Source organism: Streptomyces sp. WMMB 714 (assembly GCF_900090125.1).
In the GTDB taxonomy this organism is placed as follows: Bacteria; Actinomycetota; Actinomycetes; order Streptomycetales; family Streptomycetaceae; genus Streptomyces; species Streptomyces daqingensis.
The window spans coordinates 442,151-463,873 of record NZ_FMHJ01000001.1 but is presented as its reverse complement, the minus strand read 5'-3'; the positions used below and the strand labels follow the sequence as shown (position 1 = coordinate 463,873).

Genomic DNA, 21,723 nt, shown 5'->3' with positions numbered 1-21,723 from the left:
CACGGAAGGGAAACAGCAGCGCAGATGGACGGATCCCCCGAGTACGGCCTCGTGCTGTGCAGCCAGTTCCTGCCCGGCGAGGACACGGTGGCGCGCTTCGACGAGCAGCTGGAGCAGGTGCGCTACGCACGGGACGCGGGCTTCTCCTCGGTATGGGCGACGCAGCACTACCTCGCCGACCCCTTCCAGTACCTGCACCCTCTCGCTGTGCTCTCCCGCATCGTCCCCGAGTCCGGCGACATGCGGATCGGCACCGCCATCACGCTCATGGCGCTCGGCAACCCCGTCGACATGGCGGAGGAACTGGCGACCATCGACATAGTCAGCGGCGGCCGCCTGACGGTCGGCGCCGGACTCGGCTACCGCGACGTGGAGTTCGACGCGTTCGGCGTGCCCGGAACGGGGCGGCTGCGCCGCTTCCTCGACAACCTCGACGTCGTACGCCGCCTGTGGACCGAGGACGAGGTGACCTTCAGCAACGACGCCGTGCGGCTCGACGGCGTGCGGCCCGTCCTGCGCCCCGTGCAGCGGCCCCACCCGCCGATCTGGCTCGCCGGCCACACCGACCGGGCGCTGCGGCGTACCGCCCGCATGGGACACCCCTGGCTGGCCGCGGCGGCACACGTGGAGAAGGAGTACCTGTACCAGCAGGTGGCCACCTACCGGAACGCCTGCGCCGAGGCCGGCCGCGACGACGCCGAGGTGCACGTGCTCCAGGAGATCTACGTCGGGGAGACCGACGAGTCGGCCGTCGAAGACGTACGCGCCGCCCTGACGGTCAAGTACGACGCCTACCGCGCCTGGGGCCAGGACCAGGTGCTGCCGCCCTCCCAGAGTTTCGACGTGGAGTTCGACAAGCTGCGCAAGGGGCGCTTCATCCTCGGCGGTGCCGAGTCGTGCCGCGCGCAGCTCGCCGAACTCGTCGACCGCGTGGGTCCAGGGCACATCCTGCTCCGCCCGCAGTGGCCGGGGATGCCGCAGGAGCAGGTCATGGCCAGCTTGGAACGCCTTACGGACGAGGTACTGCGATGAACAGAGACGGAATCGGGCGGCGGGGCTTCCTCGCGGCGGCGGGACTGGGCGGACTGGGCCTGGCGAGCGCCGGGCTGACCGGCTGCGGCGCTCCCGCGAGAGCGGGCGGCGGCGGGGAGTCCACGGTGGCCACCTACATCCCCTCCTCCTACGACGACCTCTACCCCGGCATCCAGAAGTTCGTCGACGTGGCGACGGAGCGCAGCAAGGGCCGGCTGTCGCTGGACCTGTTCGACTCCGGCAGCCTGCTCGGCGCCGAGCAGCTCCTCCCGGGCCTGCTGGGAGGCGTCGCCGACGTGATCTTCCAGACCAGTTCCTACGTCTCCTCCACCTACCCGGTCCTGGGCGCCATGGAGCTGCCGTTCGTCACCGAGGACTACGGCAAGCTCCGCCGCGCCATCGCTCCGGGCGAGGAGCCGCACGAACTGATCAACCGGAAGCTGGCTCCGAAGGGCGCCCGCAACCTCGGCGGAATGCCGACGACCTTCGAGTACCTCTGGACCGTCGACAAGCCGATCCGCAGGCCCGAGGACGTGCGCGGGATGCGTCTGCGCGTGGCCGGCGAGATCGAGGGTGAGACCGTCAAGGCCCTCGGCGGCGCGCCGGTCACCATGGGGTCCGCGGAGGTCTACGAAGCCATCGAACGCGGCACCATCGACGGGCTCGTCAGCTACATCGGCACGGTGGTCTCCCGCGACCTGCAGACGATCGTCAAGTACGGCACCGCCGGCCACTTCGGCGCCTACACGGTCGACGCGTACTGCCGCTCCGACTGGTACGAGCAGCAGGACCCCGTGGTGCGCGGGGCTCTCGACGCGGCGGGCGAGGCCCTCTACCGGGACGGCACCGAGACCATGGTGAAGGTCCACACGGAGAAGTACCTTCCCCAGGTCGAGAAGGCCGGCGTGGAGCTCGTCGAGCCCGACGAGGCCGGAATGGCGGCGTTCCGCAAGGCAGTTCAGCCGGTGTACGCCCGGTGGGAGCGCCGCCTCGGCGACGCCCGGACCGCGAGCCGCGCCGTCGAGACCATCCGGAAGGCGTGAGGGCCCCGACATGAAAGCACTCGACCACATCCGCAAGTACGTGCTGGCGTGCTCCCTCGGGCTGGCCGTCGTCTCGATGAGCGTCGTCGCGCTGATGATGCTCACCATCACCTACGACGTCGTCGTCCGCTTCACCTTCTCCGCCCCGACGGACTGGGCCTTCCCCGTGAACGCCGCCGGGGTCCTGCTGGTCACGGCGCTCTCGGTGCCGTACCTCTACGCCAAGGGCCAGCACATCTCCATGGACCTGCTGTACCGGGCGCTGCCGCAGGGGACGCGCCGCCTCGCGGACGGTGTCACTGCCGCCGCGACGGCCTTCCTCGGCCTGGTCCTCGCCATCACCGCCTACCGGGCGATGGCCGTCGCGATCGAGGGGGGCCTGACCGGGTCCGGCACCTTCAGCATCCCCCTGTGGATCCCCGACGCCGCGCTGCTGGTCACCGGGGTGCTGCTGACCCTCGTCGCGGTGCTCTTCCCGCCGGGCGGCCAGGCGGAGCCCCCCGTCCAGACCGAACCCGAACCGTCGCCGGCGGAGGCCGCGGCCTCCGGAACGGCCGGACGGGACAGTGCCGAAGACGGTGGCGCGGAATCCGCCTCGTCCGGTGAAGGAGAGGCCAAAGCATGATGTCCGACGCCGGTATCGCGATCCTCGCGGTCGTCCTCCTGCTCTTCCTCATCGCGCTCCGCACCCCGATCTTCGTCGCGCTCGCCGTGTCGGGCATCGCCGGCCTGATCGGGCTGCAGGGGCTCCAGGGAGTCGAACTGGTCCCCCTGTCCCTGGTCGCCCAGCTGCAGAACTACGCACTCGTCGCCGCGCCCCTGTACATCCTGCTCGGCGAAGTGCTCGCCGTCAGCGGCCTCGGGCGCGACCTGTTCGCCGCCGCGCACCGCTGGTTCAACCGGATACCCGGCGGGCTCGGGGCGTCGGCCATCGGCTCCTCGACCGTCTTCGGGGCGATGTCCGGAGTGAGCATCTCCTCGGTGGCCGTCATCGGGCGGATGGCCGTACCCGAGATGCTCAGCCGGGGCTACCGGCCCGCGTTCGCCAGCGGAACGGTCACGGCCTCCGGCGCGCTGGCCATGCTCATCCCGCCCAGCCTGATGTTCATCCTGTACTCGTCCGTGACGGGTGTGAGCATCGCGGAACTCTTCGCGGGCGGCCTGGTGCCGGGCCTGCTGCTGGCCGCAGCGATGATCCTGTACGTGGTCCTGCGGGCGAAGTCCGCGCCGGCCAACGCGCCCGTCGTCCAGGAGGCGTTCACCTGGGGGGAGCGCCTCAAGGCACTCGGGAAGATCTCCCCGGCGCTGCTGCTCATCCTCCTGGTGCTCGGCTCGATCTACACCGGCTTCGCGACCCCCACCGAAGCGGCGGCCGTCGGCGCGCTCGCGGCCTTCGGGGTCACGGGAGGGATCTACCGGAAGCTCGGCTGGAAGAACCTCCGGCTGATCTTCGTCTCGACGGCGACGGTGACCGCCTCCGTACTCGCCATCGTCGGTGCGGCGTTCGTCTTCACGCAGATGCTGGTGGCCGCACGGATCCCCGACGCGGTGACCGGGTTCGTCGTGGGTCTCGACATCTCGCCCTACCTCGTCATCGCCGCGATCATGGTGGTCCTCGTCCTGCTGGGCTGCCTCGTCGACGCCGCCTCGCTCCTGCTCGTCGTCACGCCGATCCTCGTGCCGGCGATCGAGGAACTCGGCTTCGACCCGCTGTGGTTCGGCGTGCTGCTGGTCATCAACCTGGAGATGGCGGTCATCACGCCGCCTGTCGGGCTGAACCTCTACACGATGAAGTCCGTGGTGCCGGAACTCGACCTCGCCGACATCTTCCGCGGCATCCTCCCGTATCTCGTGATCGAGGCGGGAATGCTCGCGCTGGTGACGGCCGTTCCGGAGATCGCGACGTGGCTGCCGGGGCTGATCCTGTGATCGCGGACCTGGCGGACTGGGCCGCCGCACTCGAAGTGGACGCCGCGGACGGCGAAGTCGCGCGCACCGCACTGGTGGACACCGTGGCGGTGACCCTCGCAGCGGCGGACGATCCCGTCGTCCAGCTCACCAAGGAGCTTCCGGAAGCGCTGCGTTGGGCCGCGGTGGGGCACGTGCTCGACTTCGACGACGTCCACCTGCCCTCCACCTCGCACATCAGCGTCGTGTGCGTCAGCGCGACGCTGGCGGCCGGGGGCGGCGCCCGCGCGTACCTGGCCGGAGCCGGCGTCATGGCACGTCTCGGGGCGGCCCTGGGCTGGAACCACTACAGCAGCGGCTGGCACGCCACCTGCACCGCGGGCGCACCGGCCGCGGCCGTCGCCGCGGGCGTCGCCCTGGGCCTCGGCGCGGACGGACTCAAGCGGGCCATGGCGCTCGCGGTGCCCGCCGCGGGCGGCGTGCAGCGCGCGTTCGGCACATCCGGCAAGTGCCTCCAGGTCGGCTTCGCCACGGACGCCGGCGTACGGGCGGCGCGCCTGGCCGCGGCGGGCGCGTCCGCGGATCCGGCCGCGCTCGACCAGTGGTTCGCGCTGGTCGGCGGCAGCACGGAACCCGACCCGTCGGGCCCGGCCCTGCCCGAGAAGCCTGCGGTGAAGCTGCACCCGTGCTGCTACGCGATGCAGCGGCCCATCAGCGCCGCCCGGGTGCTGCGGGACGACGGCCTCGACCCGGCGGACGTGGAGCGGATCGTGGTGACCACGCCCGAAGCCGGCATGCAGCCGCTGATCCACAGCTTCCCCCGCACCGGGCTGGAGGCGAAGTTCAGCATGGAGTACGCGGTCGCCACCGCCCTGCTCGACGGCTTCCCCGGCCGCGCCCACTTCACCGACGCCGCTGCCGCCCGCCCCGCCGTGCGGCGGCTGCTGGAGCGTACGGAGGTGCGGACGTCGCCCGGCGGCGGGGACGACCTGATGGCGGGGGAGACCGGCGTCCGCGTGGAGCTGGCGGACGGCGGGGCGGCCGAAACGTCACTGGACCTCCCGCGAGGCCACCCCGGCCGCCCCGCCTCCGAGCAGGAACTCACCGCCAAGGTGACCTCGTGCGTCGGAGAGGAACGCGCCGGAGAGATCGCCGGCATCACCTGGGAGGAGGCCCCAGGAGTCCTGCGCTCCGCATTTCCCGTTCCCTGACCGGGAGTTCAGTGGGCACCGTCCGGGAAGCCGCCCCGGCCGGTGCCCGCGCCGCGCGTGATCCACTCGTACGCCCGGCCCGCGTCGAACTCCTCCTGGCCGCCCGCGAAGAGCAACCCCGCCGCGGCGAAGCCCTCATCCCCCTTCTCCGGCCGGACGTACGGGACCGCGACGCACCGCATGCCCGCCCGCCGGGCGGCCTCGACCCCGGGCGCCGCGTCCTCGACCACCACGCAGCAGGCCGGGACGGCCCCCACCAGCCGCGCGGCCTCCAGGAATACGTCCGGCTCGGGCTTGCCCCGCGCCACCTCCTCCGCCGAGACGCGCACGGGCAGCAGGGCGTCCAGCCCCGTAGCCCCCAGCACCGCCCCGACGGCCTTCTTCGACGAGCCCGAGGCGACAGCCAACGGGTGCCCCGCCGTGTGCAGCCTCTCGACCAGACTCAGCATCGCGGGGAACACACGCGCGGAGCGGGCCGCCAGCCGCAGGTAGGCGCGGTCCTTCTCCGCCACGAGCTGCTCGGCAGGTGCGTCGAGGCCGTACTCGCGGCGCAGCGCCTCCATCGTCTCCACAGTGCTGATGCCGATGAAGCGGGCATGCTCCTCCCACGTGAACTCGCCCGCGCCGTGCGCGGCGAGCACGTGCCGTGCCGCTTCCCAGTACAGGGGCTCACTGTCCACGAGAGTGCCGTCGAGGTCGAAGATCACAGGCGTGGCCGCGCAGTTGTCCATGCGGGCCAGCGTGACAGCACGAGCCGGATCGTTTGTGCTCCAGGGGGAGGTACGGGCGGAGCGCCCGCGCTGCCGTATCCCCGCTGCTACCGTCGGCCAAGATCGCGAAGAGTCCACGGCCGGGTCACCGGCCCCGGCGAAAGGGCGCAGGGCAGTGAGCGGTTATGCAAGCGGCGGTGCGAACAGCGGCTCGGAGGACGGCCGGAGGGACGGCCGGTCCGGGGACGCGGCCGAACAGCGGGCGGACCGGGCCTACATCGGATCGTTCACCTCGGCGGGGGGCCGCGGCATCACGACCGCCGCGATCGACTGGTCCGACGGGGCTCTCACCGAACTGCACCACACCGAGAGTGCCGTACCCGACCCGTCCTACCTCGTCCTCGCCGAAGGACCCCGTGGGACGGGAGCCCCCGGAGGGCACCTCTACGCGGTCAGCGAGCGGGACACGGGCGGTGCCGCGGCTCTCTCCCTCGACGACCGGGACAGACCCGCGCTGCTCGGCGAACCCACACCGGTCGGAGGCGGCGGGCCCACCCATCTCACGCTCGCCCGGGGCCACCTCGTCACCGCCAACTACGGCTCGGGCAGCATCAGCGCGCTGCCCGTACGCGCCGACGGCACCCTCGGCAGCCGCGCCTCGGTGCACGTGCACACCGGCAGCGGCCCGGAGACGGCCCGTCAGGAAGGCCCGCACGCGCACGCAGTCGTCCCGGACCCCTCGGGCCGCTGGCTGCTGGCCGTCGACCTCGGCACCGACTCGGTGTGGGTCTACGACCTGAGCGGCGGCTGCGACGACGGTGAGCTGCCGCGCTCGGAGGTGAAACTGCGGCCGGGCACCGGGCCGAGGCACCTCGCCTTCCACCCCGGCGGCGGCCTCGCCTACGTCGTCAACGAGCTGGAATCGTCCGTGACGGTGTGCCGCTGGGACCAGGAGACGGGCAACCTGGAGCGGCTGACGGAAGCGCCGACCCTCCCGGGGAACGCCACCCAGGAGCGCAACTACCCGTCCGGGCTGGCGGTCTCCGCCGACGGACGGTTCCTCTGGGCGGCGAACCGGGGCCACGACAGCATCGCTGTCCTCGCGCTGTCGGCCGCCGGCGACTCGATGGAGCTGACGGGCACCGTCCCCTGCGGCGGGCACTGGCCCCGGGACCTGGCGCTGCACCCGTCGGGCCGCTGGCTCTACGCCGCCAACGAGCGGTCGGGGGACGTCACCTGGTTCGACATCGACCAGGCCTCGGGCACCCCGCACCGCGCGGGCTGCCTCGGAGCTCCCGCCGCCAGCTGCGTCATCTTCGGCTGAGCGGCCTCCGCCCCCGCCGCGCGGAGTCCGCCGCGGCGGGGCGCCGTACCGCGGCGCGGGCGCCGGACGCACGGCCCGGCGTGAGCTGAACGGCGTGGGCGGCTGTGCGGAAGCACCCGCCCCCACCCTGCCCGGGCGGCGTTCCCGCGCTCTCCCAGAACCGCCGCCCACCGCGTACCGGACGTCGAACGCCGCGACTTCAGCAGAGGGGCCCTACGCCGTGCGCGGGCCGCTCTCCGTCAGCGTGCCGCCATGCCCTGCGGCGCGTTCTGCTGCCCGATGCCCAGCTTGGCGGCGTACGTGGACGCCACGAGCTTGCCGACGGCCGGGTAGGCGCCCAGCGGCTCCGCGACCGAGCAGCCCGCCTCCTCCGCGGCGGCGTCCAGCAGGCCCTCGGGAACCTCGGGGCCGATGAGGCAGGGCGCCACGGCCAGCTGCGAGGAACCGGCCTCGCGCAGCTGCTCGGCGATACGCGCGACGGCGCCCGCCTCGTCCAGCCCCGCCGCCAGCACCGGGACGGCGAGACGCGCGGCGAGCAGCATGCCCGTGATCCCGGCCGCCTGCACCGCCTCCTCGCCGCCCACGGTGGCGAGCACGATGCCGTCCGCGGCCGTCGCGACCGTGAACAGCCGGGCACGGTCGGCCCTGGCCAGCCCGGCCTCCGAGAGCTTCACGTGGACGCCCTCGGCGAGGAGCGGGTGCGGTCCCAGCACGTCGGTGAGTTCCGCGCCCGTACCGCTGGAGAGCACCGCCTGCCGTATCTGCCGCATCTGCGCCGCGTCCGGCCCTGCCAGCAGGGGGACCACGACAGCGACGAGGCGCTCCTCGGAGTTCTGCGGCGGGGGCGAGGCGGCGGCCGCGGGGGCCTCACCGCCCGATTCGTCGTCGTCGGCCTTCGCCTCCGCTGCCTCGAGCTCGGCGAGCTCGGCAGCGCGAGCGGCGGCGGCGTCCTGTTCGGCGGCGGCCTGTGCGAGGACCCCGTCGAGGGTCGGGTACTCCTCGCCGTCGCCCTCCACGAAACCGATCCGCGCATCCATGCCCGGCAACTCCGAACGGGCGATGCTCAGCACCTCTTCGGAGAGGTTGCGGACGGCGCTCGACGGGGTTCCGGGAACGGCGAGTACCAGGGCAGGGGCGTTCTCAGGCGCGACGACGGGCTCCGGCCGGCGGTGCCGACCGGGCCTGCGTGGACGCGGCATTCGTACAGGCAGGCCGTTGTCCGGGTCAGTGGGGGAGCTCATGCGCCCGCATGTTAACGCCTTGCGGTGCCTCGCTGTTCAGGCGGGGGAGAGTGGCCCGGTATGCCCCTTTCCTTGAGGTGCCGCCTATGGGTTTTTGTCCGTTATCTCAGGTCAGCGACAGGAGAGCGGGATCCTGCGGCAGACGCAGCGCATCCGCCGAGAGCCGCGCCGCGATGAGCAGCGCGCCGTCCAGCGGGTCCCCGGCCGGCTCGGTGAGGTGCGCCTGGGGCGCGCGGCGGTGCAACTGCTCCCGCAGCGGGGCGAGCAGCGGCTCGCCGATACGGAAGAGCCCACCCGTGACGGCGACCGAAACCCCCTCGTCGGCGGGGCAGACCGCGGCCGCCGCCGTGGCGATCTCCTGCGCCGCCGCCCACAGGATCTCCCTCGCCACCGTGTCGCGGTCCGCGCAGGCCGCGACCTCGGGCGCGAACGAGGCGAGCACGGCAGGTCTGTCCGTGCGGGGATACAGCCGGCCGGGCAGTCCGCTGAGCGGCGCACCGAAAACGGCCTCCGCACGCTCCCTCAACGCCGCCGAACCGCCCTCCCGGCCGTCGTAGGAACGCATCGCCGCCTGCAGCCCGGCCTGGCCGATCCAGGCTCCGCTTCCGCAGTCGCCCAGCAGATGGCCCCAGCCGTCGGCGCGGCGCCAGCCCCGCAGATCCGTCCCCATGGCGATGAGGCCCGTGCCACCGGCGACGACGGCGCCCGGCAGCTGCCCCAGCGCCCCCGCATAGGCGGTCACCGCGTCGGCTGCCAGTGCGATCCGGCGGGCGCCGAACTCACGCGTCAGCGCGGCGGGCAGCTCGGCACGCAGCTGCCCGCCGAGAGTCGCCATGCCCGCCGCTCCCACGCACACCGACCGCAGGCCCGCCGCCTGGGCCTGCTCGCCCGCCCTTTCCAGCAACTCCCGCGCCGCGGGTACCAGTTGGGCCAGCATGTGCTCCGCGTCGATGCCCTGCGTCCCGGTCCGCACGGGCTCCGTGGACGTCATCGTGCCGACGGCCTGCGGGGCTCCGCCCTCCGGCACCGCGGCCAGCGTGATCCGCAGGCCCGAACCGCCGGAGTCGGCACCCAGCACCCACGCGGATACCGGGGCGCCTGCCGGCTCGCCGTGCCCGCCGGCTCCGTGCGCCGCCGTGACGCCGTCCGTCATGGGAGCCGCCAGTCCACGGGTTCCGCACCCTGCTGGGCGAGGAGCGCGTTGACGCGGCTGAAGGGACGCGAGCCGAAGAACCCCCGGTCCGCCGACATGGGCGACGGGTGCGAGGACTCCACGACGGGACGGCTGGAGAGCAACGGGCGCAGATTCCGCGCGTCGCGCCCCCACAGCACCGAGACCATCGGGCGGTCACGCTCCACGAGAGCCCTGATCGCCTGCTCGGTGACCTCTTCCCAGCCCTTGCCCCTGTGGGCCCCGGGCTTTCGCGGCGCCGTGGTGAGCGCCCTGTTCAGCAACAGGACGCCCTGCCTCGTCCACGGCGTGAGGTCGCCGCTGGAAGGCCGGGGCAGGCCGAGGTCGTTGTGCAGCTCGCGGAAGATGTTCTCCAGGCTGCCCGGCAGCGGAATGACGTCCGGTGCGACCGAGAACGAGAGACCCACCGCGTGGCCGGGCGTGGGATACGGATCCTGCCCGACGATGAGGACACGCACCTCGTCGAAGGGCTGCTGGAACGCCCGCAGTACGTTCGGGCCCGCCGGCAGGTAGGTTCTCCCCGCCGCGATCTCCGCGCGCAGGAACTCGCCCATGGAGGCGACGTTCTCGGTCACGGGCTCCAGCGCCTTGGCCCAGCCCGGTTCGACGATCTCGTTCAACGGTCGTGCAGCCACGGGCCGTTACTCTACTGGCTCCGCAGCACCGCCCCGGGTGTCCCGCTCACATCAGTCGATCACCGTCGCCCTCACGCACAGCACGTCCGGGAAGTGGCCTGCCAGCTGCTGCCAGGTCTCGCCCTCGTCCGCGCTGGCGAAGACCTCGCCGTTGCGGTTGCCGAAGTAGATCCCCGCCGGATCGGCGTCGTCCGCGCACATCGCGTCCCGCAGGACCGGCCCGTAGTGCGCGGTCTCCGGCAGTCCGGAGCCGAGCTCCTGCCAGGTCTGCCCGGCGTCCTCCGTGCGGTGGACGCGGCAGCGGCGCTGGGCCGGCACCCTGTCGGAGTCGGCGTTGAGGGGGAAGACGTAGGCGACGCCGGTGCGGTGCGGGTGGCTGACCACGGGAAAGCCGAAGTCCGACGGCAGACTCCCGCCGATCGGCTGCCAGCTGGTTCCGGCGTCGTCACTGCGGTAGACGCCCCAGTGGTTCTGGAGGTAGAGCCGGTCGGGGTCGACCGCGTCCCGCGAGACCTTGTGCACGCACTGCCCGTACTCCGGGAACTGCTGGTTCTCCGGCAGGAAGACTGCCTGCACACCGCGGTTGCAGGGCTCCCAGCTCTTGCCCGCGTCGGCTGTGCGGTACGCCCCGCCGGTGGAGACCGCCACCGTCACCCTGCGGGCGTCCCTCGGGTCCACCAGGACGGTGTGCAGGCCGAGGCCGCCGCCTCCCGGGACCCACTCCTCGCGTGTGGGGTGCTCCCACAGGCCGCGCACCAGCTCGAAGCTGCTTCCGCCGTCCTCCGAGCGGAAGAGGGCGCCCGGCTCGGTGCCCGCGTACACGACGTCCGGCTCGTCCGCCCCGCCCGGCTCCAGCTGCCAGACGCGTTCCAGGGAAGTGCCCGTGTCCTGCGGGAACCTGACGGCGGGCTCGGGCGGCTCCGTCCACGTCGAGCCCAGATCGTCGGAGTGGAACACCGACGGGCCCCAGTGCGCGCTGTCGCCGCCGACGAGGATGCGGGGCCCGGAGGGCCGCCTGGTGTCGATCGCGACGGAGTACACCGCCTGGGCGTTGAAGTGCGGGCCGTCGAACTCCCAGCCCGACGCCCGCCGTTCGCCCACCGCACGCCTGGCGAGGAAGAGCCCCTTTCTCGTCCCCACCGCAAGAATCACGTCTGCCATGCCGGATTTCGCCTCCCTTGACGTCGTTGTCCGAGGTGGGCATCAGTCTGCACCCGGCCACTGACAATGGCGCCGTGCCGCCGGCGGCGACGGTGAAAAAGGTGCTGGAGGGCGACGGGAGCGCACCCGGCCGCGCCGGGGCCGCCGCACGTCAGGCCTCCGCCGCCTCCGTGCCTTCGCGCGTCTCGAACGGCAGCCCTCGGCCCGTCGCGCCGTCGACGCCGCACCCGGCTTCGTGCTGCGGCGGGGGAGCGGGCGACCGCAGGGTGACCGACGGCTGCTGGACAGGCATCTGGCGCGCCCCGGCGGGCGGCGCCTTCTGCGGGGGGCGGCCCAGCCGCCACTCCAGTTCGTAGCGCGCGAACAGCTCGGCGCGCAGCCTCGCCACGGGCATCGGCGCGCCGGGCAGCAGCACGGCGACCACGGCGCCCATCAGCAGCGCCCGGAGCAGCGGATAGTCGGTGTCCGGATCGGCGGATCCGTACCGTTCGATGGTCTCCCGCAGCAGCACCGCCAGGCGCTGCTGCTCGGGGCACTGGACGAAACCCTCCTGCTGCAGGATCCCCGCCATGTGCGCCCGCATCAGCACGGGCCTGTCGACCGCCAGGCCGAGGATCGCGTCGATGGCGCGCGCGAGCCGCTCGTCCCCGGCCTCGGCGCCGGCCGGCTCGGGCGCACGTTCCAGCGCCTCCTCCAGCGTCAGGTGCATGAGCCGGTGCACGGCGGACTGGAAGAGCTGCCGCTTCCCCGCGAAGTAGTACGAGACGAGCCCGCGGGCGGAGCCGGCCCGGTCGGCGATGTCGCCGAGGGTCGTCGCTTCGAAGCCGCGCTCGCCCACCAGCTCCACAGTCGCCTGAAGCAAGCGTTCGCGTGAGCGCCGGCGCAACTCTTCATTGACCGAAGCGCTCCGAGGGGACATCCTGTAGCTCCTGTTGTTGACTGGCCCACAGCCAATATACTCAGGACGACTTCGGACGCACGCCCCGACCAGGCTGCGCCCGGCTGGCCACCGGTATTGGGCGACACGGGGGATCGCCCAATACCGGTTGCTCTGCCGCCCCTCGCGGCTCCGCCCCGGAGTGCGGGGGGCTTACCTGATGGTTGATTCAGGGCCCCTGATCGGCTCTTCGGGCTCGCTCCAGGGCTTCGGAGACCGCGGTCCCGGCACGCGACGGGCGGTTCCCGGGGGCCGGCTCTCAGGCAGCCTGCCCCGCAACCGAGCCGGTCCGCCGCCCCCTTGCCGGTCGTCGGCGTACTGCTGCCGCACCGGAGCCTCCCGCCCGGAATCGGGCCCGCCGCCGACCGGGGCCGGACGGCGGCGGGCACAGCTTGCGGGGGCCGTTGGACTATCGGATGGGATCCGTCCAGTTGGGTTCGGCTGCGAACGCGTCGACGTCGCCGTCCGTCGGCATGTAGGCGAGGGTGACGAGGGCCTGGGTGCCGTACTTCTTGTCGAGGACGCCGTCTTCGGTCTTGTCCGCGGTCACCCCGGGGGCGATCCTGCCGCCGAGCAGCTCGGAGGCCCCGTTCTCCCAGGTGGTGAACTCGGCGTCGCCGCCCTCGGCGGCGCCGCTGACGAGGACACTCATGTCGTCGAGGCTGACGGGCTTCTTGCTCCCGTTCGTGATCTTCAGGTGGACGCGGAACGCGTTCTGCCCGGCGGTGGGCCTCGAGTCGTACTCGTGGAAGTCGGAGAACTTCTCCACGCGCGTGACGGTGACCTTCACGCCGTCGTGGAAGCGGAACCCGTCGCCGAACTTCAGCTCCGTGTCGGGGGCCTCCTCATCGCCGGCGTCCTCGGCGCAGTGCTTCATCCAGTCGGCCTGGGAGGTCTCCTGGGACGTGCAGTCGACTTCGCTCTCGTCCGCCTTCTTCGCGGTGGCGGGCTTGTCCGCTGCGCGTTCGGCGGTGCCCTGGCTGCCGCAGGCCGCCGCCAGTGGCAACGTGACGGCTATCGCCGCGGTGACCGCAATGCTAAGGATCTTCATGAGATCCCCCCTTTACGGATGGTCCGGAGCGGATCCGGCGGAATGGTGACCATCGAGATCGCGTAAAGGTTGTGGTGGTTTCGTGTTCAACAGTCGTGTGTGGGGCGCGGGTTGGGGCGGCGAGCCCCGAACGCGGCCGCCCCGCCGGCAGGATCTCGGCTGGACGGCGGCAGGGACGGGCGGCGCCCAGCCGTGGGAGCCCCGGCGTGAACAGGGGCGGCCGGTCAGTCCGTTCGTCTGCCCCTCAGGTGGGTGCCAGCGGGACTTGTGTGCCCTGGGTTCTCCTCAGACGGGCAGACTCTGGTTGTGCAGGAGGAAGTTGCACAGGCCGCCGCCCGCCAGGACGGCGAGCCCGATGGGCGCGGCGGGCAGGTCCGGTTTTCTCCCGGACTTGAGGCACCGCAATCCCATCAGGACGGGTGGAGCCCAGCCGGCGAAATAGACGGCCCAGGCCGTCATATTCCCTCCATGATCGTGCGGCGAGAGGAAGAGGGAAAGCGAGACGAAGACGAACAGGACCGGAGAGGCCCATATGTTGTCGTAGACGGCTTGGGCGCACGACGCATCGCTCTGCTTGTTCTGCTCCTGCACGTATCCTCCGCAAGGACCTCCGCCTTCGCCGGCAAAGCCGGTCGCCTCACCGCTCTGTGCGCTGCGCCGCTTCCCCGGGCCGCGATTTGACCGCAGGAGTGCATCACGCGGGCGCCCGTCGGGCTTGAGTAGGAATTACTCAACCGTGAATGATCCAAGCCGCGTGTTCTGATGGCGCGAATTCCGGCAGGGCTCGACGGAGATCGAGCGATTTCTGATACGCAGTGGACTTCCGCAATTGTCGCCGTCGGTCCGGAGACGGCGCGGCTGTTGCGGTGTGCGGCGCTCCTCGCCGCCTTCGGGGCGGCGAACTTCGTGGTGAGCACGGTGACCGACCGGGACGCTCGCGGCACCTTCTGCTTCGGGGGCGCACGTCGCGTGGAGGGTCGGCTCCATGCCGCCGGGGACAGACCAGGCCGGGCGCTGGGGTCCGGCCCGCTCCCGGCCTGTCGCAGCGGGGCTCCGCCGCGCTGCGCCTCGCCGCCGGGCCGCAAGTCACGGCGTTGTCAGTGCCGGGTGGTTGGGTGGTGCCATGGCTGATGACACGACGCTTGTTCTCGGGGCCACTGGCACGGTCGGCCGGCGGGTGGCGGACGGACTGCGCGCTGCGGGCGTGCCCGTACGGGCCGCCTCCCGGAGCGGGGAGGTCCCCTTCGACTGGGCGGTGCGCGACACATGGGAGGGCGCGATCGGTCCGGCCTCCCGGATGTGGCTCATGGCGCCCGAAGACACGGCGGTGGACCCGGAGTTCGTGGAGTGCGCGGTGCGGCGGGGTGTCCGGCGGATCGTGCTGCTCTCCAGCAGAGGGATCGAGACGATGGGCGACGAACGTCTGCTGGCGGCGGAGCGTACGGTTCGCGCGTCGGGGGCCGAGTGGACGATCGTCCGGCCGGACTGGTTCAACCAGAACTTCGACGAGGGCTTCTGCCTGCCGCAGGTCCTCGCGGGCGAAGTGGTCCTGCCGCTGGGCGGTATGCGCCAGGTGTTCGTCGACGCGGAAGACATCGCCGCTTCGGCCGTCGCCGTCCTGACAGGCGGCGGGCACGAGGGGTGGACCTACGAACTCACCGGTCCTGAGGCGCTCTCCTTCGGCGACGCGGCGGCCGTCATCGGCGAGGCGTGCGGCCGCGCCGTGCGCTACCGAGGCGGTGACGAGGAGTTCGCCGCGGCCCTGGAGGCCGCGGGCACGCCCCGCGAGGTCACCGACGGCATGCTCTCGGCGTTCGCCGCGCTGCGCGCCCAGGGCGATTCCCAACCCAACGGCACCGTGGCCGCGTTGACGGGGCGCGAACCGAAGAGCTTCGCCCGGTACGCCGCGGAGGCAGCCGCTCGCGGCGTCTGGAACCCCTGACGGAGGGCCCCGGCGGCGCCGGGGTGGTGGCCGTCGCGTACTTCCGGTAAGCGCTGACAGGCCGGTGCGCCGTACCGAGAAGCGGGCCCGGTGCGCGGTTCCGCACGTCCAGCTCCCCGTCAAATACCGCTTCGTTCCACGGTGTTGCCTGCCGACGACATCCGTAGAATGCTGAACAAAGACGGTGAGACGGGCATGGCCGAAAGCAAGGGCTTGTCCGGACTCGTCGGACAGCGATCCCCATCCGCAGCTCACAGGGAGAGCTCATGTCGTTAGCGGTGGTCTCGCTCATCTGGGACGCGAAGTCCTCCCCTTCCCAGCGTGTGTCGTACGACGACGACGGTTACCACCTGGTCCGCTTCCCGTTCGGCGGGGAGTCCTACGACCCCTGGAAGATGCACGACCCCGCCAACGGCGGCGGTGACTCCGAGGACTTCCCGCACGCCCGTTCCGGCCTGATCTATCCCAGCCACGAGGGGTGGGGCATCGTCTCCGCGATGGTCCACTGGGAGAAGGACGGTGATCCGCACGAGTACCGCGCCCGCTTCGTGCGCGACCCGCTCGGCGACGAATACGACTCGACGGCGACGACGGACGCGGCCGAGACGGGCGGCGGCCAGTACAAGTCCTACATGTGGCAGTTCTTCGTCCACCCGGGAACGCCGCTGGGGCTGAAGGTCTCGGCCCGCGGCAGGGGCGACAAGAAGATCGCCACCCCTCTGAGGCACGCCCAGTTCAAACTCGCCATCCACACGGACGTGATGAAGCCTTAGAGCCTGTCTTGGCAGGTCCTAGCCGTGGGCGTCTCCCGCCGCGGCAGCGCCATCGTTGTGCCCGTGGGGCTTCCACGGGCGCTGCAGGAGCGTGTACCACGCCCCGATCGCCGCGGCGGCGAGCGCGATGCCCAGCATCGCCCCGACGAGCGTGTCGGTGAGCCAGTGCACGCCCAGCGCGATCCGTGTCACGCACACCCCGAGTACCGACACGGCGGCCAGCACCGCGACGGTCCGCCGCGCGTTCGCCGGAGCGGCGAACTCCCGCGCCAGCCACAGCATCAGCGTGCAGGTGACCGCCGCGGTCATGGCGTGCCCGGAGGGCATGGCCGAGTAGTGGGCGACGTCGACGGGCTGCTCCCACTGGGGGCGCTCCCGGTCCAGCGCTGCCTTGAGGCCCTGCTGAACTCCCGTACCGGCAGCGGACGTCGCCACGCACCACACCGCGAGCAGCTTCTCCCCTCGCCGCAGCCACAGCCACAGCGCGGCGGCGAGGACCAGCAGCCGCATCGTGACCGTGTCCCATACCCAGTCGGTGAGGACGCGGTTGGTCTCCGTCCAGGCGGGGTGGGCGAGGGCCTGGGCGTGCGTCCATCCCGCGACGTCCTCGTCGAGGTCGAGCAGCGGCTGCCACCCCAGCGCGACGAGCGTGGCGAGAGCCGCCGAGGCTGCCGTCAGTCCGAGGGCGCTCCACAGCCACGGCGCCCGGGAGGGACCGGAGTCCGACGGACCCGGGTCGGACGGGGAGCTGGACGGGGGGAGGTGGGACGGTCGCATGCCTCGATCTTCACCTGCCGAAGGCCCGTTGGGCTATCGAAGCGCGGAGAGTCCCGGCACGAAGGCCACCAGCAACGGCACCGCCGGAACCACCGCCGCCGCCGCGGTCATCCGCAGCCGGCGCGCCACGGGCAGCCTGGGCGGCGCCGTGAGCAGGCGGTGCACCCGGTGCGGCACCTGGGCCAGCGGCGTGGGGCACGGGCCGAACACGCCCCGCTCCTCGTTGAGTTCGATGAGCGCGAGGGCGATCGTGAGCCGTCCGAAACGGCGCGACGCGGTGTCGTCGGCCGCCATCTCCACCAGGGTGTGCACCTGGTCGCGGAAAGCGGCGAATACCGGGACGCGCGGGAATCCCGCCGCCAGCGCCGACGAGCAGTGCAGCAGCCAGTCGTGCCGTGCCCGGGCGTGCCCCTGCTCGTGCTCCAAGACCGCATCGAGCTGCCGCCCCTTCAGGCGGCGCAGCGCGGCCGTCGTCACCACCAGCTGGGGCGCGCTGCCCGGCAGCCACCACGCGTCGGGCTTGGCGCCCTCCAGTACGACGAGACGGTCGCCCTCGGAGGGCTCCTCGCCGGGCAGGCGGGGTGCGCGCTCGCGCAGTTCGGCACGGCGCCGGCGGCGGCGCACCCGGGCCTCGTGCACCTCGCGCAGGAGCATCGCCCCCGTCCAGGCGCCGCCGCAGGCGAGCAGCACCGCCAGCAGCCCGGCCCACGGCCCGGACGAGCCCAGGGCGTACGCCTCTTCGACACCGCTCGGCGCGGGTGCGAAGACGTGTGAGCGCACGGCCTGCCAGGCGGCCGCGGCGGAGAAGGCCATCGCCAGCGCGCAGCACAGCAGCACGGCCGCGACGACGCACTGCCACATCCACAGCCCGAGCACGGGTTCCCTCTCGGGCCAGGAGGAGCGCGCCAGTACGCGGGGCGCCATGGCGGCGGCGAGACCGGCCAGTACGAGCAGCGCCAACGGGAGCGTCATGAGTCTCACACTATGAGCCGACCGCTACGGAGCGGTACGTCTGCCTGCGGGAAGTGACGGACGCCTCATGTCTGAAGCCGGACGCCTCACATCAGAAGCAGCATGGCCAGCATGCCCGTGCCCATCGCCACTCGGCATGCGCCGGCCAGTTCCCCGGCGCCGTGCGCGGCACAGGACGGCGGGTGCTGCCCCCGGCCGGCCGCCGTGCCGGCGGGGAGGGCGAGACCGGGCGGGCCCGGCAGCAGACGGAGTCCGGTGCGCAGCACGTACGCGGCGAAGTACGCGAGGAGCACACCGCTCAGCAGGGGCGTCGCGGCGAGGTTCGCTCCGGACGCCGCGTGGGCGTGGCCGCCTCCCGCCTGCGCCCCCGGCGCCGCGAGCGCCATGTAGATCATGGCCAGGGCGCCGGTCATGTGGTGCAGGTGGTGCGCGCTGCCGCGGGCGGGGCGCTCCCCGCGCTCCCGCAGCCGTGTCCTCAGCAGCCGCAGCTCCCAGACCGCGACCACCCCGAATAGCGACGCGAGGACGAACGGGGGGACGGCTGCCGCGGGCAGGCTGCCGGCCAGCGCCATCACTGCCATCCCCCACCCCATCAGGGCCTCGCTCCAGGCAGTGCTCCGCTGCATCCCCCCGGCCCCCCGCGCCCGCAGCAGACACGCGCCCCCCGTCACGGCGCAGAGCGCCGCCAGCAGCAGGCCGACCGCCGCCGAGCTGTGCATCGCCGACCTCCCCGTTCGTCCACGGGGAGGCTGCCCGGCTCGTCTCTCCCGTACGGGAGCGCACGGTCGCACGGGGGAGCGCCCGGCTGCGCCCATGAGGGACGCCGGGGGTGGCCCCGGGCCCTCGCCGGGGCGAGGGCGCGCGCGGTCGCACGCCCTCTGCGGGGGAGGGCTGTCAGATGCCCGGCCGGTAGCGCATCGGGTGGTCCTCGGGGACCTCGACGACGCAGATGCGGACTCCGTCCGGATCGGCGATCCACATCTCGATGAGACCCCACGGCTCCCGCACCGGCGGTCTCAGCACCTCCGCGCCCGCCGCGGCGAGTTCGCGGTGCGCGGCCCCGGCGTCCTCCACCTGGAGCCACAGCTGGAGACCCGGCGCCGGCGGGGCGTCGGAGCGGCCGGAGACCTCCAGGAAACCTCCGCCGAGGAAGTAGACTGTGCCGCGTTCCGTGCCGGTCCCGAACTCGCGGTGGACGGCGAGGCCCAGCGTCCGCCCGTAGAAGGCCCGCGTGCGTTCGGGATCGGTGGGCCGCAGGAGGACCCGGCTGCTCAGTACGTGCACCATGCCTGCCGACTCTATTGCCGCCGGCGCCGTACTAAAGTCGCTCACCATGGAGAACGTCAAGGAGTCCGCGTCCGCGGCCGGCGAGCTGGCCTTCCGCGCCGCCACCGAAGAGGACGTCCCCGCCCTCGTGGCGCTCGTGGAGTCCGCCTACCGGGGCGAGGCGAGCCGCGCCGGATGGACGACGGAGGCGGACCTGCTGGGGGGCCAACGCACCGACCCGGAGGGCGTGGCCGCCGTCGTCGCCGATCCGGGCAGCATCGTGCTGACGGCGGAGCGCGCCGGCCGTCTGGTGGCGTGCTGCCATCTCGAACGGCGAGGCGGGGAGGCCTACTTCGGCATGTTCGCGGTGAGCCCCGGTCTGCAGGGCGCCGGTCTGGGGAAGGCCGTGCTCGCCGAGGCGGAGCGCACGGCGCGGGCCGAGTGGGGCGCCCGTCAAATGCAGATGACGGTGATCCGTCAGCGGGACGACCTGATCGCCTGGTACGAGCGCCGCGGCTACTCCCGGACGGGCGAACTCAGCCCTTTCCCTTACGGCGACGAGCGGTTCGGCATCCCGCGCCGCTCCGACCTGGCCTTCGAGCTGCTGGTCAAGCCTCTCGCGCCGCAGCCCTCTTGATCTCCGGCATATCGGTCACCACTCCGTCGAGGCCCAGTTCGCGGACGCGGGCGAGGTCGTCATCGGTGTTGACCGTCCAGCTGATGACCTTGATCCCGTGTGCGTGGCACCGGTCGACCGTCTCCTGCTCCAGCCACCGCAGTTCGCAGGAGACCATCTCCGCGCCGAGTTCGAGTGCCCGCTCGGGCGCCGTGGGCGTGGAGCGGCCGGTGACCAGGACGAGCGGCATCTCCGGCAGCAGGGCGCGCACTTCGCGCAGCGCCTCGTCGTGGAAGGAGATGACGGTCACCCGGTCGTGCAGCCCGAGTTCCCCGATCACTCCGACGAGGACGCGTGCGGCGGCCTTGTCCTTGATCTCCGCTTGCAGCGGCGACCGCACCGCCTCCACGACCTCCTGGAAGACGGGGATGCGCTCGCCCTGCCCCGCGTCGAGCTGGCGGAGCTCGGCGAGCGTGAAGTCGCCGATGGCACCCGAACCGTCCGTGGTGCGCGCGACGTCGGCGTCGTGCATCACCACCAGCTCCCCGTCCTTGCTCAGATGCAGGTCGAGTTCGATGACGTCGAGACCTTCGTGCTCGGCGCGGACGAAGGACCGCAGGGTGTTCTCGGGCTCCACGCCCATCACCCCGCGGTGGCCGACGGTGAGCAGTGACACGGCGCGCTCTCGCTTTCCTGTGGTGACGGCGCACGGGGCACGTGCGCGCCGCACAGACTAACGGCCCCGCCGCGGCTCCCAGGGGGCGCGTCCGCGCGCGGGAGGCGCACGTCCGGGGACCGCCCTGGCGCGAGCGGCAGCCGGGCGGTCCGTACCCGAGGAGAAGGGGCAGACACGTGACCGCAGTCGCGTCGCCCGGCCCGTCCGGGCCCGAGCGTCTCGCGCCCAAAGCCCGCGCGTTGATGGAGGCGATGGCCGCCGTCTTCCCGGACGTGGGGGTGACGGTGACCGATGCCGCGGAGGCACGGCGGATGCTCGCCCGCATGATGCCGCCGCCGACGGGCAACCCCGCCGTGGGGCAGGTGGAGGACCGCACGATCCCCGGCCCCGAGGGCGCACCGGAACTGCCTGTGCGGATCTACCGTCCGCCCGGGGAGAGCGCCGCGGCGGTGCCGACGGCCGTCTTCTTCCACGGCGGCGGCTGGGTCCTCGGCGGACTCGACAGCCACGACACGACGGCGAGGAGCCTGTGCCTCGCGTCGGGCGCCGTCGTGGTCGCCGTCGACTACCGGCTCGCTCCGGAGGCCCGCTTCCCCGAGCCGGCCGAGGACGCGTACGCGGCCGTGTGCTGGGCCTGGGAGCACGTCGGAGAGCTGGGCGGGGACCCGCGGGCCCTGGTGGTCGCCGGGGACAGCGCGGGCGGCAACCTCGCGACGGTCTGCACGCTGATGTCGCGGGAGCGCGGCGGCCCGCGAATAGCCCATCAGTCCCTGATCTACCCGTCCACCGACCCCGGTGCGCGCACCCCCTCGCGCGCGGCCAACGCGCGCGGCTACTTCCTCACCGAGGAAGCCATGCGCTGGTTCGGCATCCAGTACTTCGGACCGGACGCGGACCTCTCCCACCCCTACGCGGCTCCGCTGCGGACGGACCTCCGGGGGCTGCCGCCCGCGCACATCGTCACGGCCGGCTGCGATCCGCTGTGCGACGAGGGCCGGCTGTACGCCGCCAGGCTCTCGGAGGCCGGGGTGCCCGTGACCGAGGCGCACTTCCCGGGGATGTTCCACGGCTTCCTGGGGGTGGGCCGCCTGCTTCCGGACGCTCTGGAGGCCATGGCAGGACTGGGCAAAGTCATCGCTGCGACAGCTTCTGACAGGAAGATCGACGGCGATGAGGGGGGTTCGGAAGGATAATTTGCGGCGCCTCCACTTGAGAGGGGGGCCCGGCCCGGCTACCGTTTAGTCACGCCAGGTTCT

23 protein-coding genes are annotated in these 21,723 nt (G+C 72.6%); 10 read left to right on the top strand and 13 right to left on the bottom strand.

Going from position 1 to position 21,723, the window contains the following annotated elements:
* The first annotated feature begins 24 nt into the window (after window positions 1–24).
* From H181DRAFT_RS01870 to H181DRAFT_RS01850, 5 genes are read left to right on the top strand one after another with little or no spacing between them, the layout of a single operon-like run.
* On the top strand, window positions 25–1,032 hold the full coding sequence (locus H181DRAFT_RS01870; protein ID WP_045862341.1) for an LLM class flavin-dependent oxidoreductase: 1,008 nt from the start codon (window positions 25–27) through the stop codon (window positions 1,030–1,032).
* Entirely contained in the window at window positions 1,029–2,075 is a 1,047-nt protein-coding gene (locus tag H181DRAFT_RS01865) for a TRAP transporter substrate-binding protein (RefSeq protein ID WP_045862340.1), read from the top strand. The genes H181DRAFT_RS01870 and H181DRAFT_RS01865 overlap by 4 nt, the downstream gene beginning before the upstream one ends.
* Before the next feature lie 10 nt (window positions 2,076–2,085).
* Window positions 2,086–2,700 (top strand): TRAP transporter small permease, encoded by a 615-nt coding sequence (locus tag H181DRAFT_RS01860; protein ID WP_045862339.1) that lies wholly within the window; start codon window positions 2,086–2,088, stop codon window positions 2,698–2,700.
* Window positions 2,697–4,004 carry a TRAP transporter large permease gene (locus H181DRAFT_RS01855; RefSeq protein ID WP_199810795.1) on the top strand — a complete coding sequence of 436 codons (1,308 nt, stop codon included), beginning with the start codon at window positions 2,697–2,699 and terminating at the stop codon, window positions 4,002–4,004. The genes H181DRAFT_RS01860 and H181DRAFT_RS01855 overlap by 4 nt, the downstream gene beginning before the upstream one ends.
* A complete protein-coding gene (locus H181DRAFT_RS01850) occupies window positions 3,980–5,194 on the top strand; it encodes an MmgE/PrpD family protein (RefSeq protein WP_045862338.1) in 1,215 nt (404 codons plus the stop codon). The genes H181DRAFT_RS01855 and H181DRAFT_RS01850 overlap by 25 nt, the downstream gene beginning before the upstream one ends.
* Before the next feature lie 8 nt (window positions 5,195–5,202).
* On the opposite strand, the gene H181DRAFT_RS01845 is transcribed toward H181DRAFT_RS01850, so the two are convergent.
* Window positions 5,203–5,925, bottom strand: a complete 723-nt coding sequence (locus H181DRAFT_RS01845) for an HAD family hydrolase (protein WP_045862337.1) — start codon at window positions 5,923–5,925, stop codon at window positions 5,203–5,205.
* A gap of 256 nt (window positions 5,926–6,181) precedes the next feature.
* Here H181DRAFT_RS01845 and H181DRAFT_RS01840 point away from each other — a divergent pair, with 256 nt between their 5' ends.
* On the top strand, window positions 6,182–7,228 hold the full coding sequence (locus tag H181DRAFT_RS01840) for a lactonase family protein (RefSeq protein ID WP_045862558.1): 1,047 nt from the start codon (window positions 6,182–6,184) through the stop codon (window positions 7,226–7,228).
* Between the two features lie 239 nt (window positions 7,229–7,467).
* On the opposite strand, the gene H181DRAFT_RS01835 is transcribed toward H181DRAFT_RS01840, so the two are convergent.
* The 7 genes from H181DRAFT_RS01835 to H181DRAFT_RS01805 all read right to left on the bottom strand — a co-directional run bounded on the left by H181DRAFT_RS01835 (window position 7,468) and on the right by H181DRAFT_RS01805 (window position 14,036).
* Window positions 7,468–8,469, bottom strand: a complete 1,002-nt coding sequence (locus tag H181DRAFT_RS01835; RefSeq protein WP_175439694.1) for a sirohydrochlorin chelatase family protein — start codon at window positions 8,467–8,469, stop codon at window positions 7,468–7,470.
* A 106-nt stretch (window positions 8,470–8,575) separates the two neighbouring features.
* Window positions 8,576–9,622 (bottom strand): N-acetylglucosamine kinase, encoded by a 1,047-nt coding sequence (locus H181DRAFT_RS01830; RefSeq protein WP_045862335.1) that lies wholly within the window; start codon window positions 9,620–9,622, stop codon window positions 8,576–8,578.
* On the bottom strand, window positions 9,619–10,296 hold the full coding sequence (locus tag H181DRAFT_RS01825; protein WP_045862334.1) for a uracil-DNA glycosylase: 678 nt from the start codon (window positions 10,294–10,296) through the stop codon (window positions 9,619–9,621). Before H181DRAFT_RS01825 ends, H181DRAFT_RS01830 begins: the two co-directional genes overlap by 4 nt.
* Before the next feature lie 51 nt (window positions 10,297–10,347).
* The gene (locus H181DRAFT_RS01820) at window positions 10,348–11,457 is read right to left on the bottom strand and encodes a WD40/YVTN/BNR-like repeat-containing protein (protein WP_045862333.1); all 1,110 of its coding nucleotides are present in this window, start codon (window positions 11,455–11,457) and stop codon (window positions 10,348–10,350) included.
* A gap of 151 nt (window positions 11,458–11,608) precedes the next feature.
* The gene (locus tag H181DRAFT_RS01815) at window positions 11,609–12,376 is read right to left on the bottom strand and encodes a TetR/AcrR family transcriptional regulator (protein WP_078895413.1); all 768 of its coding nucleotides are present in this window, start codon (window positions 12,374–12,376) and stop codon (window positions 11,609–11,611) included.
* 427 nt (window positions 12,377–12,803) lie between these two features.
* Window positions 12,804–13,445, bottom strand: coding sequence for a hypothetical protein (locus H181DRAFT_RS01810; RefSeq protein WP_045862332.1), 642 nt, complete (start codon window positions 13,443–13,445; stop codon window positions 12,804–12,806).
* A gap of 285 nt (window positions 13,446–13,730) precedes the next feature.
* Window positions 13,731–14,036 (bottom strand): hypothetical protein, encoded by a 306-nt coding sequence (locus H181DRAFT_RS01805; protein ID WP_045862331.1) that lies wholly within the window; start codon window positions 14,034–14,036, stop codon window positions 13,731–13,733.
* Between the two features lie 532 nt (window positions 14,037–14,568).
* Here H181DRAFT_RS01805 and H181DRAFT_RS01800 point away from each other — a divergent pair.
* Both H181DRAFT_RS01800 and H181DRAFT_RS01795 read left to right on the top strand, forming a co-directional pair.
* Window positions 14,569–15,387, top strand: a complete 819-nt coding sequence (locus tag H181DRAFT_RS01800; RefSeq protein ID WP_045862330.1) for a Rossmann-fold NAD(P)-binding domain-containing protein — start codon at window positions 14,569–14,571, stop codon at window positions 15,385–15,387.
* Between the two features lie 266 nt (window positions 15,388–15,653).
* On the top strand, window positions 15,654–16,160 hold the full coding sequence (locus H181DRAFT_RS01795) for a hypothetical protein (protein WP_045862329.1): 507 nt from the start codon (window positions 15,654–15,656) through the stop codon (window positions 16,158–16,160).
* An 18-nt stretch (window positions 16,161–16,178) separates the two neighbouring features.
* Here the strand turns inward: H181DRAFT_RS01795 and H181DRAFT_RS01790 are convergent, their stop codons facing one another.
* From H181DRAFT_RS01790 to H181DRAFT_RS01775, 4 genes are all read right to left on the bottom strand, one after another.
* Window positions 16,179–16,937 carry a phosphatase PAP2 family protein gene (locus tag H181DRAFT_RS01790; RefSeq protein ID WP_052708403.1) on the bottom strand — a complete coding sequence of 253 codons (759 nt, stop codon included), beginning with the start codon at window positions 16,935–16,937 and terminating at the stop codon, window positions 16,179–16,181.
* A gap of 33 nt (window positions 16,938–16,970) precedes the next feature.
* Window positions 16,971–17,909 carry a M56 family metallopeptidase gene (locus H181DRAFT_RS01785; protein WP_045862328.1) on the bottom strand — a complete coding sequence of 313 codons (939 nt, stop codon included), beginning with the start codon at window positions 17,907–17,909 and terminating at the stop codon, window positions 16,971–16,973.
* 86 nt (window positions 17,910–17,995) lie between these two features.
* Window positions 17,996–18,628 (bottom strand): DUF5134 domain-containing protein, encoded by a 633-nt coding sequence (locus tag H181DRAFT_RS01780; RefSeq protein WP_045862327.1) that lies wholly within the window; start codon window positions 18,626–18,628, stop codon window positions 17,996–17,998.
* Between the two features lie 175 nt (window positions 18,629–18,803).
* Window positions 18,804–19,196 carry a VOC family protein gene (locus H181DRAFT_RS01775; protein ID WP_045862326.1) on the bottom strand — a complete coding sequence of 131 codons (393 nt, stop codon included), beginning with the start codon at window positions 19,194–19,196 and terminating at the stop codon, window positions 18,804–18,806.
* Window positions 19,197–19,242: 46 nt separating this feature from the next.
* Between H181DRAFT_RS01775 and H181DRAFT_RS01770 the strand changes: the two genes are divergently transcribed.
* Window positions 19,243–19,812, top strand: a complete 570-nt coding sequence (locus H181DRAFT_RS01770) for a GNAT family N-acetyltransferase (protein ID WP_045862325.1) — start codon at window positions 19,243–19,245, stop codon at window positions 19,810–19,812.
* On the opposite strand, the gene H181DRAFT_RS01765 is transcribed toward H181DRAFT_RS01770, so the two are convergent.
* The gene (locus H181DRAFT_RS01765; protein WP_045862324.1) at window positions 19,784–20,467 is read right to left on the bottom strand and encodes a glycerophosphodiester phosphodiesterase; all 684 of its coding nucleotides are present in this window, start codon (window positions 20,465–20,467) and stop codon (window positions 19,784–19,786) included. The two genes, H181DRAFT_RS01770 and H181DRAFT_RS01765, sit on opposite strands and share 29 nt — an antisense overlap.
* Before the next feature lie 176 nt (window positions 20,468–20,643).
* Here H181DRAFT_RS01765 and H181DRAFT_RS01760 point away from each other — a divergent pair, with 176 nt between their 5' ends.
* Window positions 20,644–21,660 carry an alpha/beta hydrolase gene (locus H181DRAFT_RS01760; protein ID WP_254666659.1) on the top strand — a complete coding sequence of 339 codons (1,017 nt, stop codon included), beginning with the start codon at window positions 20,644–20,646 and terminating at the stop codon, window positions 21,658–21,660.
* Window positions 21,661–21,723 lie beyond the last annotated feature (63 nt).

Excerpts from the sequence above, each read along its gene's own strand:
- H181DRAFT_RS01790 (WP_052708403.1), bottom strand. The coding sequence starts at position 16,937 with ATGCGACCGTCCCACCTCCCCCCGTCCAGCTCCCCGTCCGACCCGGGT.
- H181DRAFT_RS01865 (WP_045862340.1), top strand. The coding sequence starts at position 1,029 with ATGAACAGAGACGGAATCGGGCGGCGGGGCTTCCTCGCGGCGGCGGGA.
- H181DRAFT_RS01870 (WP_045862341.1), top strand. The coding sequence starts at position 25 with ATGGACGGATCCCCCGAGTACGGCCTCGTGCTGTGCAGCCAGTTCCTG.
- H181DRAFT_RS01810 (WP_045862332.1), bottom strand. The coding sequence starts at position 13,445 with ATGAAGATCCTTAGCATTGCGGTCACCGCGGCGATAGCCGTCACGTTG.
- H181DRAFT_RS01780 (WP_045862327.1), bottom strand. The coding sequence starts at position 18,628 with ATGCACAGCTCGGCGGCGGTCGGCCTGCTGCTGGCGGCGCTCTGCGCC.
- H181DRAFT_RS01845 (WP_045862337.1), bottom strand. The coding sequence starts at position 5,925 with ATGGACAACTGCGCGGCCACGCCTGTGATCTTCGACCTCGACGGCACT.
- H181DRAFT_RS01815 (WP_078895413.1), bottom strand. The coding sequence starts at position 12,376 with ATGTCCCCTCGGAGCGCTTCGGTCAATGAAGAGTTGCGCCGGCGCTCA.
- H181DRAFT_RS01835 (WP_175439694.1), bottom strand. The coding sequence starts at position 8,469 with ATGAGCTCCCCCACTGACCCGGACAACGGCCTGCCTGTACGAATGCCG.
- H181DRAFT_RS01820 (WP_045862333.1), bottom strand. The coding sequence starts at position 11,457 with ATGGCAGACGTGATTCTTGCGGTGGGGACGAGAAAGGGGCTCTTCCTC.
- H181DRAFT_RS01785 (WP_045862328.1), bottom strand. The coding sequence starts at position 17,909 with ATGACGCTCCCGTTGGCGCTGCTCGTACTGGCCGGTCTCGCCGCCGCC.
- H181DRAFT_RS01830 (WP_045862335.1), bottom strand. The coding sequence starts at position 9,622 with ATGACGGACGGCGTCACGGCGGCGCACGGAGCCGGCGGGCACGGCGAG.
- H181DRAFT_RS01795 (WP_045862329.1), top strand. The coding sequence starts at position 15,654 with ATGTCGTTAGCGGTGGTCTCGCTCATCTGGGACGCGAAGTCCTCCCCT.
- H181DRAFT_RS01775 (WP_045862326.1), bottom strand. The coding sequence starts at position 19,196 with ATGGTGCACGTACTGAGCAGCCGGGTCCTCCTGCGGCCCACCGATCCC.
- H181DRAFT_RS01855 (WP_199810795.1), top strand. The coding sequence starts at position 2,697 with ATGATGTCCGACGCCGGTATCGCGATCCTCGCGGTCGTCCTCCTGCTC.
- H181DRAFT_RS01770 (WP_045862325.1), top strand. The coding sequence starts at position 19,243 with ATGGAGAACGTCAAGGAGTCCGCGTCCGCGGCCGGCGAGCTGGCCTTC.
- H181DRAFT_RS01860 (WP_045862339.1), top strand. The coding sequence starts at position 2,086 with ATGAAAGCACTCGACCACATCCGCAAGTACGTGCTGGCGTGCTCCCTC.
- H181DRAFT_RS01800 (WP_045862330.1), top strand. The coding sequence starts at position 14,569 with ATGGCTGATGACACGACGCTTGTTCTCGGGGCCACTGGCACGGTCGGC.